This is a genomic window from Corynebacterium sp. c25Ua_47, from assembly GCF_039907205.1.
In the GTDB taxonomy this organism is placed as follows: domain Bacteria; phylum Actinomycetota; class Actinomycetes; order Mycobacteriales; family Mycobacteriaceae; genus Corynebacterium; species Corynebacterium hiratae.
Genome location: NZ_JASBOH010000002.1, coordinates 184,860 through 200,789 on the forward strand (window position 1 = coordinate 184,860; position 15,930 = coordinate 200,789).

Sequence of the window (15,930 nt, forward strand, 5' to 3'; positions counted from 1 at the left end):
TTGACTGACACCACTAATCACGACGAAGCGCAGCAGCGCCAGCTGCAGCCCGATACTCCGATTGAGGAGGTCACACTCGAGCGCATTGCGGAGATCTTTAAGTCAGAAGGCTTGGAATACCGCATCGAAGAGCAAAAGACGCAGGACGGCCAGACGGTCAACCTTTTGCGCACCGGCTTCTCGAACGCCGCCATTGCCTTCCAGCTGGTTGGCTCCTCCCTCATCGTTGATTCCGTGTGGCGCGGTTCTGTGCCCGCCTCCGAGGGCCCGGCGCTCCTCATGCACATCAACGCCTGGAACCAGGATCACTTCACGCCGACGTTCCGCTTCTTTGAGGCTCCGGACAACGCCTTGGCAGTCTCCGGTGCGCGCGATCTCGACCTGACCCACGGCGCTTCCCGCAACCAGTTAGGCGCGTTCGTCATGTCCACCCTGGATGCCGTGTTGCAGTCCTTCGAGTGGATTGAACAGCAGTACCCGCAGCTCGTCACCTGGAAGGAGCACAACCATGACTAATCCTGCGACTACCCCCGCCGAGGATCCGCACGCACTGCCGGAGGTCAACCTCGACCGCATCATTGAGGCAATGAAGACCTTCGACATCGAACTCGAGCCGGTCACCGGCCGCGACGACGCCGCCACCGCCAACCTCAACGGCCTGCCGTGCATGTTCGCTGTGCTGGAAAGCGTTGCCATCGTGCGCTGCGATGTGCCAACGGACGTCAACTACGCCAAGGCCGACGCCGGCCTTTTCCTCGCGGCTAACCAGATCAATTCCGTGGCTATGGGGGCCCGCGCCGTCATTGCTGACTTCGACGGCATGTTGCTCGTGCGCACCGAGGCCGATATTCCGTGCGCGGCCGGCATGACCGACGAACAACTCGCGGCCGCGCTGCGCGCCTCCGTGGATGGTGTCATCAACGCCCAGAACGCCATGGTCGCCGCCGCCGAGGAAATGGCCAAGCTCGGTTCCGAATCTGCTGCACAGGCGGGCGAGGGAGCTGAGGGCGCGCAGGGTGAGCAGCAGTGACCGATCTCCACGTGGTTGAGCCGGTCACCATTGACCGGCTGGCGCAGTTGTGCGAGCTTATCGATGCCGACTACGCGCTCATCGAAGCTGCCCCCGAGGAAGGCGACGCTCCTGGTGCCGGCGACGACAACGCCCCCGCGCGCCGCGTCCTGCAGACCGGTGTGCCGCATATCGCGGTGCACTGTGACCTCGACGCGGAAGGCGACGTATTGAGCGCCTTCGCCTCCTGGGAAGGCACGCTTCCCGCGCACCTCGAACACGACGTTGCTGCTGCCGTGGCGGAGCTGAACTGGGCCAGCGTGGCGCCCACCTTGAACTTCCTCGTCGAAGAGGACGCGAAGGGCAACGCGGAGATCCACCTAGGCGCCAACCGCGCCATGGCCGTGGGCGAAGGTTTGTCCTTGGCCCAGCTGGGGCATTTCCTGCTGAGCTCGCTCGCCAGCTTCGCGGAGATTTTCGACGTCGTGGCGCAGCGTTTTCCCCAAGCGGTCACCTGGAACGAGGAGGAGTAGGAATGAGCCACAACGCTAGCGAAGGCACCGATCCTTTCGACATCCTGTCTGGGTCTCCGCTGCCCGCCGTCAGCCGGGACAGCGTGCTGAGCGTGCTCAACGGTACGGAACTAGATATGGCGGCCACCGCGCACCCGGAGGACCCCACTGCGGCGGTTGCCCGCCTCAATGACCTTGATTGGGTTATCACCGTCGACGATGGCCTCGTGCGCATGGAATGCGTGCTGCCGACGCAGCTCGACGCGGACATGCTCCCGATCTTCCACGTCTTGTGCAACGAGTTCAATTCCAGTGCCTTCGATGGGCGCGCGATCGTTGGTCTCGTTGAGGATGAGGTGGAGCTGCGTGGTGATGCCTGCTTCGTCACCACGGCGGGCCTGAACGAAGACCAGCTCTTCCACGCCCTCAACCTGGGAATTATCAATGCTCAGGAAGCGCTGTTGTCCGTCCTCGATAGTTTCAACGCCGCCGCCCGTGAGCTCGCCAGCGACGTCGATGAGGCACAGAGCGACTAGTTCTTAGTCGGCGTCCTCGATGCGCTGGCGCTCCACCTCCGGGTCGAAGTCGGGCGCCGGCCACTCGAGGTCAAGATGGCGCAGGAGATCCACGATGAGGAACTTCAGCGCCATGCGGGCGTATTTCTTGTTATCGGTAGGAATGACATACCAGGGCGCATAGTTTTCATCCGTGCGCTGGATGGCGTCCTGGTAGGCCGCCATGTACTTATCCCAATAGGCGCGCTCCTCCACATCGGCGGGATCGTATTTCCAGAACTTGTCTTCCCGCTCCGTGCGCTCCAGCAGATTCTCCTTCTGGGCTTCCTTGGACAGGTGTAGGAAGATCTTGATGACCTTGACGCCCTTCGCTGTCAGGTCGAGCTCATAATCCCGGATAGCCTCGATGCGGCGGTCCACTTCTTCTTCGTCGACCCACTCGTGCACGCGCTGAATGAGAACGTCTTCGTAGTGGGAGCGGTCAAAGGCCACAATCTGGCCCGGCTGCGGGTCGTGCTTGCGGATGCGCCACAAGAAGTCATGTTCCAGCTCTTCCTCGGTGGGCTTTCCGAAACCAACCGTGGTGGTTCCCTGCGGGTCGAAGGTGCTGAGCACGTGGCGAATAGCACCGCCCTTGCCCGAGGTATCCATTCCCTGCAACACAATGAGCACCGCTGGGGCGTCCTCACCATAGCTGCGACCGTTGGCAAAGAGCCGCTCCTGCAGTTCATAGAGCTCGTCATCGTACTTGGTGAAACGGGCATCGAGCTCGTCCTTGTCACCGTCGAAGCCGGGGGTTGCGGAGGCATCGACCGAGTCGATCTGAAAATTCTTGCCTGCGCGCAGGGAGAGCGCGTCTTCAATCTTGAACTTCGCCATGGGTCCACCTTACCCAGGCAGTGTTTTAAGCGCCCAGCGTGGAAAGACCGCGCAGCAGAGCACTCAGCGCTCCCAGGCTAGCCAGCGCCAGCGACAGCGTGTGGGCCTTCTCCCGCGAGACGTGCCCGGCGATCTTCTTGCCCAGGAGGATACCAACGCACATGCCGACTATTCCGCAAGGCCACACCAGCCAATGCAGGCCCTCGAAACCTCCGGAGCCCAGGAAGTACTTCGTCAGAACAGAGGACAATCCGCCGATGACAAAGCAGGGTTGCAGGGTCGCGGCGAGGATTGACTTAGGCCACCGCGCAGCCTGGGCGTACACGGTGATGACGGGGCCGGCAACGCCGGCCAGGGTATTGGTAAAACCGCCCAAGATACCCGCGGAGATCGCGGGCCCCGTCCCCCGCATCTCGGGGACGAACTTGCGGCCAAACACCACTACGCCCAGCGCGATCAACAAGGCGGCGCCCACGAGCACCAACAACGCCGAGGTATCGATGCGCGCGATCAGCAGCGCCGCCGGGATTGAGCCGAGGACCATGAAGGGGCCGATGCGCAGCCACTTATTCCAAGCCACATTCTCGCGCATCGAATAGGTCGTGAGGATGGCGTTAATGCAGGCCAAAACGTTGATGACCATGATGCCTTCCACGGGGCCGAGGAAGAGCGTCAAGATGGGCCCGCCAATGAGGCCCAACCCCATGCCGGAGACTCGCTGCAGGCAGGAGCCGACTATGACGGTAACGAGGACGACGAAAGGTATTGCCAGTACAGACATGTCTCCTTAGCCTCGGTAGCGTTCCATTACGGCGGCCGCAACGTGCTCTGGGAACATACCCGTGACATCGCCGCCGTACTGTGCCACCTGCTTGCACAGGGAGGAGGAGATATAGCCGTACTTTTCATCAGTGAGCAAGAAGACAGTATCGATCCCGGAAAGGCGCCGGTTCATCTGTGCCATCGGCAGCTCATACTCGTAGTCCAAGGAGGAGCGCAGGCCTTTGACAATGGTGTCTATGCCATGGGCACTGGTGTAATCCACGAGCAGGCCGCCCCACCAGTCCACCTGGATCTCTGGCGCGACGGTACGGCGGATGAGATCCACGCGCTCCTCCACGCTAAACAGTCCGGACGGCTTATCGGGGTTTCCCGTCACCAGCACCGTGACCTTGTCAAACAATTCGCTGGCGCGGTTGAACACGTCAACATGGCCCAGCGTGATGGGGTCGAAAGATCCCGGGCAGACGGCGTGGGTGGGCATGGCTAATCCTCCTTGATTTCGGTCATGGCGGTATCTTCGCTACCCGCGTTGTCGCTGTAGTCGCTGTCCTCAGCGCGGTGATAAATCGCCATATCAAAACGCGCAATGCCAAAGGTCCGCTTCTTGAGCTTCTGGCCGGTGGGCTCAAAGCCTTCCGGCCACTGCGTCTGCGGGGAATCCACATGGCGTTCGATGACGACGATTGCGGCATCATCCAACACCGGTTCGATCGCGGCCAACAGCCCATCCACATCATCGAACTCATAGGGAGGATCCGCGAGCACCATATCGAAATACCCGCGCGGGGCGGTCGCTAGATAGGACGAGGCCTTCATCTCGCGTACCTCGACGCGCGGGTGCTTCACCACCCCTATGTTGTGGCGGATGATCTTCACCGCCGCGGGATTGTTTTCCACCAAGACCACTTCCTCAGCGCCGCGGCTGGCTGCCTCCAGACCTAAGGCACCGGACCCAGCAAAAAGGTCCAGCACGCGGGAGTCGATGAAACCCCAACGCACGTTCAACGATGAGAAAAGGCCCTCGCGGGCACGGTCAGAGGTAGGTCTAGTCCCGGCTTCCGGCACCTTGATGGTGCGCCCCCGGGCCTCCCCAGCGATGATTCTGGTCATGGCCTCTACCCTATCTCCCCACAGCGGCGCGCGGTGACTGACCTAGTTCTTCTCCAAAAACTCCTGCTCATCCGCACTCAAGTTGTGTGTCAACTCCACCGCTAGCTCGGGATTACGCTCCACCAATGCGGCAGCATCAGCATGCGTGCGCTCAACAATGTCCCGATCATGGCTGAGATCCAGCAGCTTCAGAGTACGCTTGGTGCCAGATTGCAGCGTTCCTAAGATGTCCCCTTCGTGGCGCTGCCGAAGATCCAGCTCCGCCAAATCAAAACCGGACGGCGTATCCGCGATGGCCTGGATGCGCCGGTAGGACTTGCTGTCGGGCTCGGCGGTGGTGTGCAGCAAGCACACGGAGTCGTTACCACCGCGCCCCACGCGCCCACGCAACTGGTGCAACTGCGACACGCCAAAGTTCTCCGATTCGCGGATGAGCATCACGGTAGCGTTGGGCACGTCGACGCCAACCTCGATGACGGTCGTCGCCACGAGGACGTCGATTTCCCCACGGGCGAAGCGCTCCATGACCTCATCCTTATCGGGCATTTTGCCATGCAGCATCTCCACCCGCAGACCCCGCAGCGGCAGGTTGCGCAGCTGTACGGACATCGTTTCCACGCCGCCCTCGCCTTCAATCCGCGGGCAGACGATATAGGCCTGGTGGCCCTTTTCTACCTCTTCGCGGATTCTCTCGATGGCGCGGCGTACCCATTCCGGTTTCCATTCGGGCACCACCGCGGACAAGATAGGCTTTCGCCCGCCAGGCAGCTCCTTGAGAGTGGACACGGCCAAGTCACCGAAGACGGTCATGGCAATCGTGCGCGGGATCGGTGTCGCCGTCATGACCAGAAGGTGGGGGCTCGTGCCCTCCCGGGTTTTGGTGCGCAGGCTATCGCGCTGCTCCACGCCGAAACGGTGCTGCTCATCCACGATGACGAGGCCCAAGTCAAAGAACTCCACCGTGTCTTGGATGATGGCATGCGTTCCGATGACGATATCGGCCTCGCCGGAGACAATCTCCAGCAACGCCTGCCGCTTCTCCGCTGTCTTCATCGAGCCGGTCAACACGGTGACGGTGACTCCTTCGGGAACGCTGGCGCTAATCGACGCCCCATGCTGCGCCGCCAGCACCTCCGTCGGCGCGAGCAGCGCGGCCTGCTTGCCAGCGTCGACCGCCTGCAGCATGGCGCACGTGGCCACCAGGGTCTTGCCCGAGCCCACCTCGCCCTGCAGAAGACGCATCATGGGCGCGGTGCCACACAGGTCCGCGTCGATCTCCGCGATGACGCGGCGCTGGCCCGCAGTCAGTTCAAAGGGCAGCTCGCTGAGCAGTTCGTCGCGGTAGCCCTCCAAAATCGCTGGCATCGGGGTTGCCGTACGCGCCTTGACATCGCGCTGGCGCAGGGCCATAACCAGCCCAATCGACAGCGCCTCATTGTATTTCAAACGTTGGATGGCGCGTTCGGGCCCGTGCTCACCCGGTTCGTGGATCTCGCGGACGGCTTGGTCCAGCGTCACCATCATGCGGTAGTCCAGTGGCTCCGGAATCGAAGGCGTATTTTCCAGCACCTTGTGGATAGCACCCATGATGTACCACGACGTCACCTTCCCGCTGGCTGGGTACACGGGAATCCACTCGCGCTGCAGGAAGGTCTCCAGCGACCCGAATTGGGAGAGCTTCTTCAGCGAGCCTGTCCCCTGCCCAGTCGTGCTATCCAGCAAGGATTCCTGATAACGGCCGGGGTCGAGGATGAGGAAGTCAGGGTGCTGCAGGCTGGGGTATCCCCGAAAGTACTTCAGCTTGCCAGACAGCATGACGCGCATGCCGCGCCCCAGCACGCGCTGCACGTAATGCGCGTTAAAGAATGAGGCTTGGACTCCACTATCCATGTAGAGGATAAAGACCATGGCTTTGGAGGTGTGCTTGACGCGGACATCCTCAATGACACCGGTGATGGTGACGTGGTCACCGTCCTCGGCACCGCCGAGGCCGACGTCCTTGTTGTGGCGGATGTAGTCGCGTGGATAGTGGCTGAGCAGCTCCCCGCACGTGGTGTACCCGAAGGCGCGCTTGATTGCTGAGGCATCCTTCTTTGCCAGAATCTCCGTCAGCGCACGGTCATCCTGCCACCCCAGCATGGCTTACTCCACCCCGATCTCGGTACGCAGCCCGGGAACCCGCAGCACCACCACGTCGACGCCCAAGAGCTGCGCCAGCTCGTCCTCATCGATCTCTAGTCCGGTGAGCACGGTGATCTGCTCCCCGCCGTAGGCCAATTGGCTGCAGCACGACGCCACAATCCCGTCGATGGATTCTGTATCCGGATGCACCACCCGCATCGAGCGTGCGGCATCCGCCATGGTGGCCACTGCCTCGGCGGTGTGGGTGGAACCCGGTGAGTAGACCGACAGCGCGGCGAGCCCGGAGACGAGGGAATCAGTCGGGATAAGCGTGGCTGTGCCGGGCGCACCGCCGTAGCCGTTGGGCAAGAAGAGATCACCCGCCTTCGCGGCGCGAGGGCCGTCGCCGGGCTTGACGGTATCCGCCCCGGCCTTTTCAAAAAGCTCGCGGGCGGCTCCTTCGGGCACTGCGGCGAAGATTCGCCGCCCGGCACGATCGATGGCCTGCATTTCGCCGGCCGCTGTATCTCCGGCGGAGGGAAGCACCTCGAGGCGCAGGTTACTGACTTTTCCGAGGCCATAGGCTTGTTCGATGACCGCACCGGCTTGGGAGCTATGGATGTGCACGCTCGCAGAATCCTCCGTGGCTCGCGCGATGACGAGGCTATTGCCCAACGGGTTGAGGGCCTCCTCGATCTGGGCGAGGTCTCCCTCGAAGAAGAAGATGACTTCAATCTCCGGGCCGGCCCCAGGCTGTGGCGCGGCACAGTTCTCTCCGTGAGACGGCAGCGATTCGCTCTGCGTGGGCTCTGCCCCTACAGTCTCTATAGCCACAGGTTCGGGGACGGTGTCTTCACCGGTGAGCTGGGCCAGCAAGCATTCCAACAAGATGACGAAGCCTGCTCCGCCGGCGTCTACGACACCGGCCTCGCGCAGCGCCGGCAGCTGGGAAGGAGTCTCCGCTAAGGCTTGCCGGGCGGCGTCGACCGCCGCGACCACAATACCGTGCAGTTGCGCGCCGGACTCCTCGGCGGCCTTACTAGCAGCGGCGGCCGAGGCACGCAGCACGGTGATGATGGTGCCTTCCACTGGGGAGGCCAGAGCACGGTCGACCAGCGTGACGGCCAGCGAGAGGGCATCCGCCAAGACCGAACCATCCACCCGCGAATCCGTTGTGGCGTCAGCCACCCCGCGCAATACCTGGGACAGCACCATCCCGGAGTTGCCGCGCGCTCCGCGTACCGAACCGATGGCCAGGGCTTCAGCCACGTCCATCTCGCCTTTATCGGCCTCCGCCAGGGCAGATTCCATGGTGTGCGCCATGTTGGATCCCGTGTCAGAATCGGGCACCGGGAACACGTTGAGGGCGTTAATCTCGGCGCGGCGGCGCTGTAGCTCCTTAACGGTTCGCGCGGCCCACTCGTGCAGGCCACGGGCATCCAACTCGGCGGGATAAGACATGTTGGCTAGTCTACAAGCGCCAGTCCACTGGCGAGACGCCACGGGCCTCTAAGGCCGCATTCGCCCGGGAAAATGGACGCGATCCGAAGAAGCCGCGTCGTGCTGACAGGGGTGAAGGGTGCGGGGAGGTGATGCACTCCGTACCCGGCAGGAAGGCCTGGCAGGTTTGGGCATCGCGCCCCCACAAAATGGCCACGATATCGCGCCCCGCCAACGCTCTGATGGCGGCCTCCGTAATCGCTTCCCAGCCCATCCGCCGGTGCGAGCCGGCCTGGCCCGGGGCCACGGTAAGCACCCTGTTCAGCAGCAGCACGCCCTGGTCGAACCACGCCCGCAGGTCCCCATCCGCGCGACCGTCGATCCCGAGGTCATCGTGAAGCTCGGCGTAGATATTCTGCAACGAGCGGGGAGCCGGCACCCCGGGGCGCGTAGAAAAGGACAAGCCCATGGCATGGCCCGGGGTGGGATAGGGATCTTGGCCCACGATGAGGACACGTACGTCGTCGAGCGGCATCGACAAGGCAGCGAAGACGTCCTCGGCCGGGGGCAGGAAGTCTTGGCCGATCTGCTGCTCAAGGCGCGGCAGATTCTCCTCCAGCGCCTGCCGGATGTGGGGCATCCACGAATAGTGAATACGAGAGGTATCGATGTGGCTCACGCAAATCCCTCCCAGCCCTCCCGATAGCGAGGCTCCTCTCCGCTGATGGTGACACCGGTACCGCGCATCACCCGGCCTACTTCCCGGAACCCAGAGGGAGCGGCCTTGTACGTGGTGGCCAACAGCGTGTGATCCTCCCCTCCCGTTAGGACCCATTCCCACGGATCGATATCAAGCACCGCGCCGGCAGCAGCTAGGAGCGGATCCGGGGCAATGGCTGCGCGGTCGAGGTCGATACGCACCCCGGAGCGTTGTGCCAAATGCCCCACATCACGCACTAAGCCATCCGAATTATCTGTCATCGCGGTCGAACCCGTTGCCCGAGCGATAACCCCACGCCCAGGGCTCAGGGTGGGTGCACAGTGGGCGTCGATCAGCGGCCACAGCTCCTCTAGTTCCGGGGGCAGCGCGCGGCCAAAGCGCTGAAGCAGAGCAAGGCCCGCTCCGGAGTACCCAATCTTGCCGTGCGCCACCAGCTTTTGGCCCGCGCGTGCTCCATCCAGGGTCAGCGGCGCCCCACTTCCTCCCAAGGAACCCATCGCCGTGACATTGATGACCAAGCTGTCGCTGCGGGTAAGGTCGCCGCCGACCAGCTCTGCGTTATAGACCGCGCAGCGCTCAGCGATGCCCTGCGCAATCCCCCGCACGAAATCCACCGGGGTTTCCCCTGGGGCGGCAATAGCCAGCAGTGCTGCGGTGGGCCGGGCACCCATCGCCTCGATATCGGCGAAATTACGCACGATGGCCTTCTGCCCGATTTCTGCGGCAGTCGACCAATCCCGGCGGAAATGCCTGCCTTCCACCATCATGTCTGTCGCTGCCACCGTGCGGGAATTGGGCGCTGCCGGGTACAGCACCGCGGCATCGTCACCGTTGAGCGCGCTCGGGGCAGCGGTGACAATCTCATGGATGACTTGCCGCTCACCGGCTTGGTCGAGGGTATGCGATAAACCCACCGTCACGGACTCCTTTGTGTTGCGCGGGCCACGCACTGTACGCGTGCGCACCGTCCACGTTCGTTCTTCCTGGACTATCAGCGATAGGATAAGCCCCTATGGATACCCAATTTAACCGCACCGCAATCTACGTCTCACTCGGGATCGCCATCGCGATGGTCTTCGCGGTGATTTTTGGGGCGAAATACGTCTTCACCACCGCTGCCCAGCAACCGGTGGCGCTGCCTCCCACCCCATCTGAGGCGGCGGCTTCCCCCGAGTGTGCCGCCGTGGTCGATGCGCTGCCGGACAAACTACTGGGGTACCCACGCGTCGATCTTGTCGAGCCAGCTCCCGCGGGTGCTGCGGCGTGGGCGAAGAGCTCGGAGGACAAGATAACGCTGCGCTGCGGTGTTGACTTGCCGCAGCAATTTACTGAGTATTCCCAGACCGTCGAGGCCGACGGCGAATCCTGGCTGCAGGTCGTCGACGCCACCCCAGGCTCGAATCTCACGACATGGTACAGCACCGAGCGCGTTCCCGCCGTCGCGGTCACCACCACCTCCGACAACACGCGCGACGACGCCCCGGAGGGTCTCGGTGATGCTCTCGGCCACTTGGAACAGAAACCGCAACAGCCCAATGCCGCCCCGCTATCGCAGCTGAAGGCGGGCCCGGATTCCATGTGCAGCCGGCTGGAAGAGGCCCTGCCGGAGACCCTCGCGGAGGGCTACTCGCGCCGCGAGGATGTCGGTGACAAGAACACCTGGGTCTACAGCGCGCCGGGCCAGGAAGAGATCGTCGTGCGCTGTGGTGTGGCTGCACCGGAGAACTACCGCGCAGGTGTCCAGCTGCAGCAGGTCAATGACGTGCCCTGGTTCGAGGACACCACCCTGGCAGAGGGTACCACGGCCAGCACGTGGTTCGCGCTCGGCCGGGCGGAGGATCTCGCGCTGTCTGCTCCGCAGGAGGCAGCCAATTCCGCGCTGGTGCGGCTGAGCGACGCCCTCGTGGCCGCTACCCCTTCCCAGTAGGAACCGCGGCCTGCTCCTCTACCGCCTGCCCTTCGCACTCAGCTGAGGGACTAGGCGGGCTAAGGACTAGGAACGCGCGAGCGCGGTTTGGATGAGGGTATCCAGCAGCTCGGCATAGCCCACACCCACGGCGGCGAATACCTGGGGGTACATCGAGATGGGTGTGAAGCCAGGGAAGGTGTTCACCTCGTTGATGCAGTAGGAATCCTCGCTGACGAAGAAATCCACGCGGGACAGGCCGGCAGCGCCCAGAGCACGGAAAGCCTCAATAGCGCGCTGGCGGAGCTCAGCGGACAGTTCTTCGCTCAACGGCGCAGGGATTTCCGCCGAAACGCCCTCGTCGATGTACTTGGCATCGAAGTCATAAAAGCCTTCTTCGGACTCCGTAGTGCCCAAAAGTTTGGCGGGAACGGAAGCCTGGAGGCTACCGTCTGGGTGCTCGAGGACGCCCACTTCCACCTCTGCACCGCGAATTTCCGGCTCGACGAGGACCTTCTCGTCGGACTCGTAGGCTAGGGCCAGCGCGTCCGCGAAATCCTCCCACGCCGAAACCTTGGACACACCGATGGAGGAACCACCGCGCGCCGGTTTCACAAAGACAGGAAGGCCGAGGCGCTCCTTTTGGGCGTCGCTCAGCGTGGCTTCCCCAGTGAGCACCTCTTGGGGCGCCACAGGCAGACCTTCCGCAACCAGCAGCTTCTTGGTGAACTCCTTGTCCATGCCCACGGCCGAGGCCAGCACGCCCGCGCCCACGTAAGGGATGCCGGAGAGCTCGAAAAGCCCCTGGACCGTCCCGTCTTCACCGTAGGGGCCATGGAGAACCGGCACAATGACATCCACTTCGGTGTAGTGCTCATGGCGAGTGACGTTGTGGATGCGTCCGCGCGTGGCGGGGTTGAGGGAAAGCGCCAGCTCATCGTGCAGCTCTACCTCGGGCAGGCGCCCATCGACGATGCCGAGGCCCTCCCGACTGCCCTGAGTCCAGGTGCCCTCTCGCGTGATGCCGATCGGCACAACCTCATACTTGTCCGGGTCAAGGTGCTCCATGATTGCGCCGGCGGATATGCACGACACTGAATGCTCGGAGCTGCGCCCGCCGTACACTACGGCAACGCGCACAGGTTTCGCTTCAGTCATACCGAGCAACTTTACTCGGCTTTACTCAGCTTTCTTGGTGCGACCCATCAGAGCCACGATCATGTCGTCGACAGTCACGCCGCGGTGGCACACACCGTAGACCGCTTGGGTAATAGGCATCTCTACGCCCGCGCGCTGCGCCAGTCTAAAAATGGAATCGGAGGAGATAACGCCTTCCGCTACCTGGCCATTGGTGGCGGCTGTGGCTTCCTCCAGGGTGCCGCCCTGGCCGAGGCGGTAGCCAAAGGTGCGGTTGCGGGACAACGTCGAGCTACAGGTTGCCACGAGGTCACCCATACCAGCCAGACCAGAGAAGGTGAACGGATCCGCTCCCAGCTTCACGCCGAGACGAGTAATCTCCGCGAGACCTCGAGTAATGATGCTGGCCATGGTGTTGTTTCCCAGCCCCTTACCCGCAGCCATGCCGCAGGCAAGTGCAATCACGTTCTTGCAGGCACCGCCAATTTCCGCGCCGATAACATCGGTGTTGGTATAGGGCCGGAAATAGGGTGCTGCGGCGGCATGCTGGACAGCCTTGGCACGGTCGGCGTCGCGGCACGCAATAACCGTAGCTGCCGGCTGCTCCTGGGCCACCTCCTTGGCCAAGTTGGGCCCGGAGAGCACCGCAATGCGGTCGGGGGAAACACCGGCGGCATCGGCAATCACCTCGCTCATCAGACTGAGCGTCGACTTCTCCACGCCCTTGGAAATCGATACTAAAGTTGCATCCTCCGGCAGCAACGGCGCCCATTTTTCCAGGTTGGACCGCAAGGTCTGCGAGGGGACGCCGAAAATGACGATGTCCGCACCCTCCAGCGCATCAGCTGGATCGGTGGTAGCGCGGATGGAGGCGGGCAACGGAAGATCTGGGAGATAATCCGGGTTCTCGTGGCGTGCATTGATGGCCTGGGCTAGCTCTTCACGGCGCGCCCACAAGCGGACGTCATTGCCGGCATCGGCAAAAACCTTTGCCAGCGTAGTTCCCCACGAGCCCGCACCCAATACTGCTACGTTCACTATGTGCCACCTCACTGTAGATTCCCGGTATATCGGCTTTCCCCATTAAAGCACGCTCGGCATTAAAGCACGCTCGGCGCGTAAGGCTGCATCGCGGCAGTGAGTGGAGGAAAATGGAAAAGGTTAGAAGCTACTGGCGCAAAAGGAGCAGCATGCCCAAGGCAAAGAACATGCATGAGACGGACAAAGACATCAAATCCGAGGTCTTTATTTCTGGCCGACACCAAGAAGTGCCCGTCGATCCGGCCGATGAGTTTAAGCGCACGACCCTGGCCGCCGGTGCGGTTCTCTGGCGCGGTGACCCGCACGATCCGGAAGTCGCCCTCATTCATCGCCCGCACTATGACGATTGGTCACTGCCCAAGGGCAAGGTGGATCCGGGCGAATCCCTTCCTGTTACCGCCGCGCGCGAGATCCTCGAGGAAACCGGTTATACCGTGCGCTTGGGCAAGCTCATCGGCAAGGTAGCTTACCCAGTACAGGGCCGCACCAAGGTGGTCTACTACTGGCTGGCGCGGGTGCTCGATGGCGAATACACCCCGAATCAGGAAACCGACGAACTGCGCTGGATGAAGATCGATGATGCCTGCGCATTGCTCTCCTATGACGTTGATGCACAGGTCTTGGCCAAGGCCAAGAAGCGCCTGCGTCTCGCGCCGACGACCCGCGTTCTCTACGTGCGCCACGCACGCGCGCACCAGCGCCGCACCTGGGAGGGCGATGATGATCTGCGCCCATTGGATAAGAAGGGGCGCCGCCAGGCGGAGATGCTCGTGCCGATGCTCACGCCTTTCCATCCGACCGCCATTTATAGCGCCCCTCCGCAGCGCTGCCAGCACACCGCCGCCCCGCTGGCGGATGAACTCGGCATGGACATCGCCGTTAACAAAGCATTCGGCGATGATGTCTTTGCTGAATCACCTGAGACCGCCTGCGCCGCCTTTCAGCGCGTGGTCGACGGCGGCGGCGTTCCGGTTATCGTCAGCCAAGGGCTGACAATCCCCGGCATCATCGAGTCCTATGCACCGAAGTTCATTCAAGAGCCGATCGAAGAACTCAAGTTCAAGAAAGCTTCGGTGTGGGTTCTTTCCTTCAACGACGGTGAGCTTACGGGCGCAGATTATCTAGCTAGCCCGCTTCCCGTGCGCTGAGCAGGGCATCGCCCACGTCCCTCAGGAGTTTCTACGCCGCCCTGCTGCCTTATTCAAACCGTGCTGCAGGGCGGCGCTGTATAGCGCGGGTGAAAAGGACCATCCCGAGCGCCCAGATCGGATAGGCGGCAAGGAAGCCGACGATGGGGATAAATACGACAAAGCTCGTGATGAGGGAACAGACCAGAATAAAGAGCAGCGACTGCCCTAGATTCTCCATGATTAGGTCGAGGGCCTCTCGGAAGCAGTCCATGAGAGGCTTATCGGGGTCATCCGCCTTGATCACGGGCGCTGGCCACAGGAGCGCATAGAGAATCAGTCCGGGGAAGCCACCCGCAATAGATCCGAGCGTTACCAAAATAAAGAAGCAAGCATAGACACCGGCGCAACCACTCAGCTGCGCAAACCTAAAGTAGTCGCGGAAGGTGACCTTCTCCCCATCAGCGATCTTGCGGGAACCATTGAAGAGGTTCGCCATCATCCAGCAGAGATAAGCGTAGGCGGCTAGCGCCATGACCACCATAAGAGGTATCCCCACGGTAGGAACCAGGGGTTCAATGTCCCTGCCGCTTTCTTCCATCGCTGCGGAGATGCCGCCTAAAACGGTTCCCGGCACAAGAAGAAGAGCAAAAGAGATAATGAGATGCACCAGCATGGCCAGCATCCCTGGCACAGGCTGCTTCAGGTAGCCCTTGAAGGTTTGGCCCACAATATCCATGGCGTCGATGGGCTGCGCGGGGCCCCGCCTGGTGGATTGCCAGGCGCGGCGCCGGGCTGGTGGTACCCAAAGCTTCCCGGCTGCTGGTAGCCGTAGCCGTTGGGTTGCTGGTAGCCGTAACTCCCAGACTGGTGATAGTCATAATCGCCATACCCACCTGCACCGCCGAACTGATTGCCACTGTCCCCGCTAAAGCTTTGATAAGGATTGCTCATGCCGAGGATGTTAACGCCGATATGTGTCCGGCGCCACAGGAGGCGGGGAACACTCCCACACCCCCATTGCTCACGCTAAGACGCCACGACGCGGGGCTTGAATGCCGGGCGTGCGGATTCGAAAGCCTCGATATCGTCCTCATTGCGCAGGGTCAGCCCAATGTCGTCGAGTCCCTCCATGAGGCGCCAACGGGTGTAGTCATCGATCTCAAAGGTATAGCTGTTGCCGCCAACGGTAACCGTGCGCGCTTCCAAATCAACGGTGGTTTCGGTTTCACCGGACTCCAGCTGCTTCCAGATGAGCTCGATGTCTTCTTGCTCCATGAGCCCCGTCAGCAGTCCGGCCTTGCCAGAGTTGCCGCGGAAGATATCGGCGAAGCGGGAGGAAAACACCGCCTTGAATCCATACTCAGCAAGCGCCCACACCGCGTGCTCACGAGAGGAACCGGTACCAAAATCCGGACCCGCGAAAAGCACAGAGCCTTCCTTGAACGGTTCCTGGTTGAGAATGAAGTTCTCGTCGCTGCGCCAGTTAGAAAACAGGCCTTCGGCAAAGCCAGTGCGCTTGACGGACTTCAGATAGCGCGCAGGAATGATCTGGTCGGTATCCACATTAGAAACTCGCAGCGGAACGCCGACGCCAGTATGAGTTACGAACTTCTCCATTGTCTTCTC

The 15,930-nt window shown here is 62.1% G+C and carries 18 protein-coding genes; 6 read left to right on the forward strand and 12 right to left on the reverse strand.

Annotated features, from left to right (window positions below; all coding sequences use genetic code 11):
* Genes QKE52_RS03085 through QKE52_RS03100 form a run of 4 tightly spaced genes read left to right on the forward strand, consistent with a single transcriptional unit; the run spans position 1 to position 2,057 of the window.
* Positions 1 to 516 carry a YbjN domain-containing protein gene (locus tag QKE52_RS03085; RefSeq protein WP_046649083.1) on the forward strand — a complete coding sequence of 172 codons (516 nt, stop codon included), beginning with the start codon at positions 1 to 3 and terminating at the stop codon, positions 514 to 516.
* Positions 509 to 1,030: a YbjN domain-containing protein gene (locus QKE52_RS03090; RefSeq protein WP_347948102.1), complete on the forward strand. Its 522-nt coding sequence runs from the start codon at positions 509 to 511 to the stop codon at positions 1,028 to 1,030. The genes QKE52_RS03085 and QKE52_RS03090 overlap by 8 nt, the downstream gene beginning before the upstream one ends.
* A complete protein-coding gene (locus QKE52_RS03095) occupies positions 1,027 to 1,542 on the forward strand; it encodes a hypothetical protein (RefSeq protein ID WP_347948104.1) in 516 nt (171 codons plus the stop codon). The genes QKE52_RS03090 and QKE52_RS03095 overlap by 4 nt, the downstream gene beginning before the upstream one ends.
* A gap of 2 nt (positions 1,543 to 1,544) precedes the next feature.
* Positions 1,545 to 2,057, forward strand: a complete 513-nt coding sequence (locus tag QKE52_RS03100) for a hypothetical protein (RefSeq protein ID WP_049156558.1) — start codon at positions 1,545 to 1,547, stop codon at positions 2,055 to 2,057.
* Positions 2,058 to 2,060: 3 nt separating this feature from the next.
* On the opposite strand, the gene QKE52_RS03105 is transcribed toward QKE52_RS03100, so the two are convergent.
* Genes QKE52_RS03105 through QKE52_RS03140 form a run of 8 tightly spaced genes read right to left on the reverse strand, consistent with a single transcriptional unit; the run spans position 2,061 to position 10,010 of the window.
* Positions 2,061 to 2,915, reverse strand: coding sequence for a PPK2 family polyphosphate kinase (locus tag QKE52_RS03105; RefSeq protein ID WP_049156556.1), 855 nt, complete (start codon positions 2,913 to 2,915; stop codon positions 2,061 to 2,063).
* Between the two features lie 25 nt (positions 2,916 to 2,940).
* Positions 2,941 to 3,696: a sulfite exporter TauE/SafE family protein gene (locus tag QKE52_RS03110; RefSeq protein ID WP_046649078.1), complete on the reverse strand. Its 756-nt coding sequence runs from the start codon at positions 3,694 to 3,696 to the stop codon at positions 2,941 to 2,943.
* 6 nt (positions 3,697 to 3,702) lie between these two features.
* Complete coding sequence (gene coaD / locus QKE52_RS03115; protein ID WP_046649077.1) at positions 3,703 to 4,179, reverse strand: pantetheine-phosphate adenylyltransferase; 477 nt, start codon at positions 4,177 to 4,179, stop codon at positions 3,703 to 3,705.
* 2 nt (positions 4,180 to 4,181) lie between these two features.
* The gene (rsmD, locus tag QKE52_RS03120; protein ID WP_046649076.1) at positions 4,182 to 4,808 is read right to left on the reverse strand and encodes a 16S rRNA (guanine(966)-N(2))-methyltransferase RsmD; all 627 of its coding nucleotides are present in this window, start codon (positions 4,806 to 4,808) and stop codon (positions 4,182 to 4,184) included.
* Positions 4,809 to 4,850: 42 nt separating this feature from the next.
* Positions 4,851 to 6,947 carry an ATP-dependent DNA helicase RecG gene (locus QKE52_RS03125; protein WP_347948105.1) on the reverse strand — a complete coding sequence of 699 codons (2,097 nt, stop codon included), beginning with the start codon at positions 6,945 to 6,947 and terminating at the stop codon, positions 4,851 to 4,853.
* 3 nt (positions 6,948 to 6,950) lie between these two features.
* Entirely contained in the window at positions 6,951 to 8,390 is a 1,440-nt protein-coding gene (locus QKE52_RS03130) for a DAK2 domain-containing protein (protein WP_046649075.1), read from the reverse strand.
* 10 nt (positions 8,391 to 8,400) lie between these two features.
* Positions 8,401 to 9,009, reverse strand: coding sequence for a uracil-DNA glycosylase (locus QKE52_RS03135; protein ID WP_187357530.1), 609 nt, complete (start codon positions 9,007 to 9,009; stop codon positions 8,401 to 8,403).
* A gap of 35 nt (positions 9,010 to 9,044) precedes the next feature.
* Complete coding sequence (locus QKE52_RS03140) at positions 9,045 to 10,010, reverse strand: thiamine-phosphate kinase (protein ID WP_102233886.1); 966 nt, start codon at positions 10,008 to 10,010, stop codon at positions 9,045 to 9,047.
* A gap of 92 nt (positions 10,011 to 10,102) precedes the next feature.
* Here QKE52_RS03140 and QKE52_RS03145 point away from each other — a divergent pair, with 92 nt between their 5' ends.
* Positions 10,103 to 11,017, forward strand: a complete 915-nt coding sequence (locus QKE52_RS03145) for a DUF3515 domain-containing protein (protein ID WP_347948106.1) — start codon at positions 10,103 to 10,105, stop codon at positions 11,015 to 11,017.
* Between the two features lie 66 nt (positions 11,018 to 11,083).
* On the opposite strand, the gene QKE52_RS03150 is transcribed toward QKE52_RS03145, so the two are convergent.
* Positions 11,084 to 12,154 carry a D-alanine--D-alanine ligase family protein gene (locus tag QKE52_RS03150; RefSeq protein ID WP_347948107.1) on the reverse strand — a complete coding sequence of 357 codons (1,071 nt, stop codon included), beginning with the start codon at positions 12,152 to 12,154 and terminating at the stop codon, positions 11,084 to 11,086.
* Between the two features lie 21 nt (positions 12,155 to 12,175).
* Positions 12,176 to 13,174, reverse strand: a complete 999-nt coding sequence (locus tag QKE52_RS03155; RefSeq protein ID WP_070516628.1) for an NAD(P)H-dependent glycerol-3-phosphate dehydrogenase — start codon at positions 13,172 to 13,174, stop codon at positions 12,176 to 12,178.
* A gap of 149 nt (positions 13,175 to 13,323) precedes the next feature.
* Between QKE52_RS03155 and QKE52_RS03160 the strand changes: the two genes are divergently transcribed.
* A complete protein-coding gene (locus QKE52_RS03160; protein WP_347948108.1) occupies positions 13,324 to 14,322 on the forward strand; it encodes a bifunctional NUDIX hydrolase/histidine phosphatase family protein in 999 nt (332 codons plus the stop codon).
* Between the two features lie 49 nt (positions 14,323 to 14,371).
* Here QKE52_RS03160 and QKE52_RS03165 read toward each other — a convergent pair whose 3' ends face one another.
* Together QKE52_RS03165 and leuD are read right to left on the reverse strand one after the other, a co-directional pair.
* Complete coding sequence (locus tag QKE52_RS03165; RefSeq protein WP_232761024.1) at positions 14,372 to 15,040, reverse strand: hypothetical protein; 669 nt, start codon at positions 15,038 to 15,040, stop codon at positions 14,372 to 14,374.
* Positions 15,041 to 15,330: 290 nt separating this feature from the next.
* A complete protein-coding gene (gene leuD / locus QKE52_RS03170; protein WP_046649069.1) occupies positions 15,331 to 15,921 on the reverse strand; it encodes a 3-isopropylmalate dehydratase small subunit in 591 nt (196 codons plus the stop codon).
* Positions 15,922 to 15,930 lie beyond the last annotated feature (9 nt).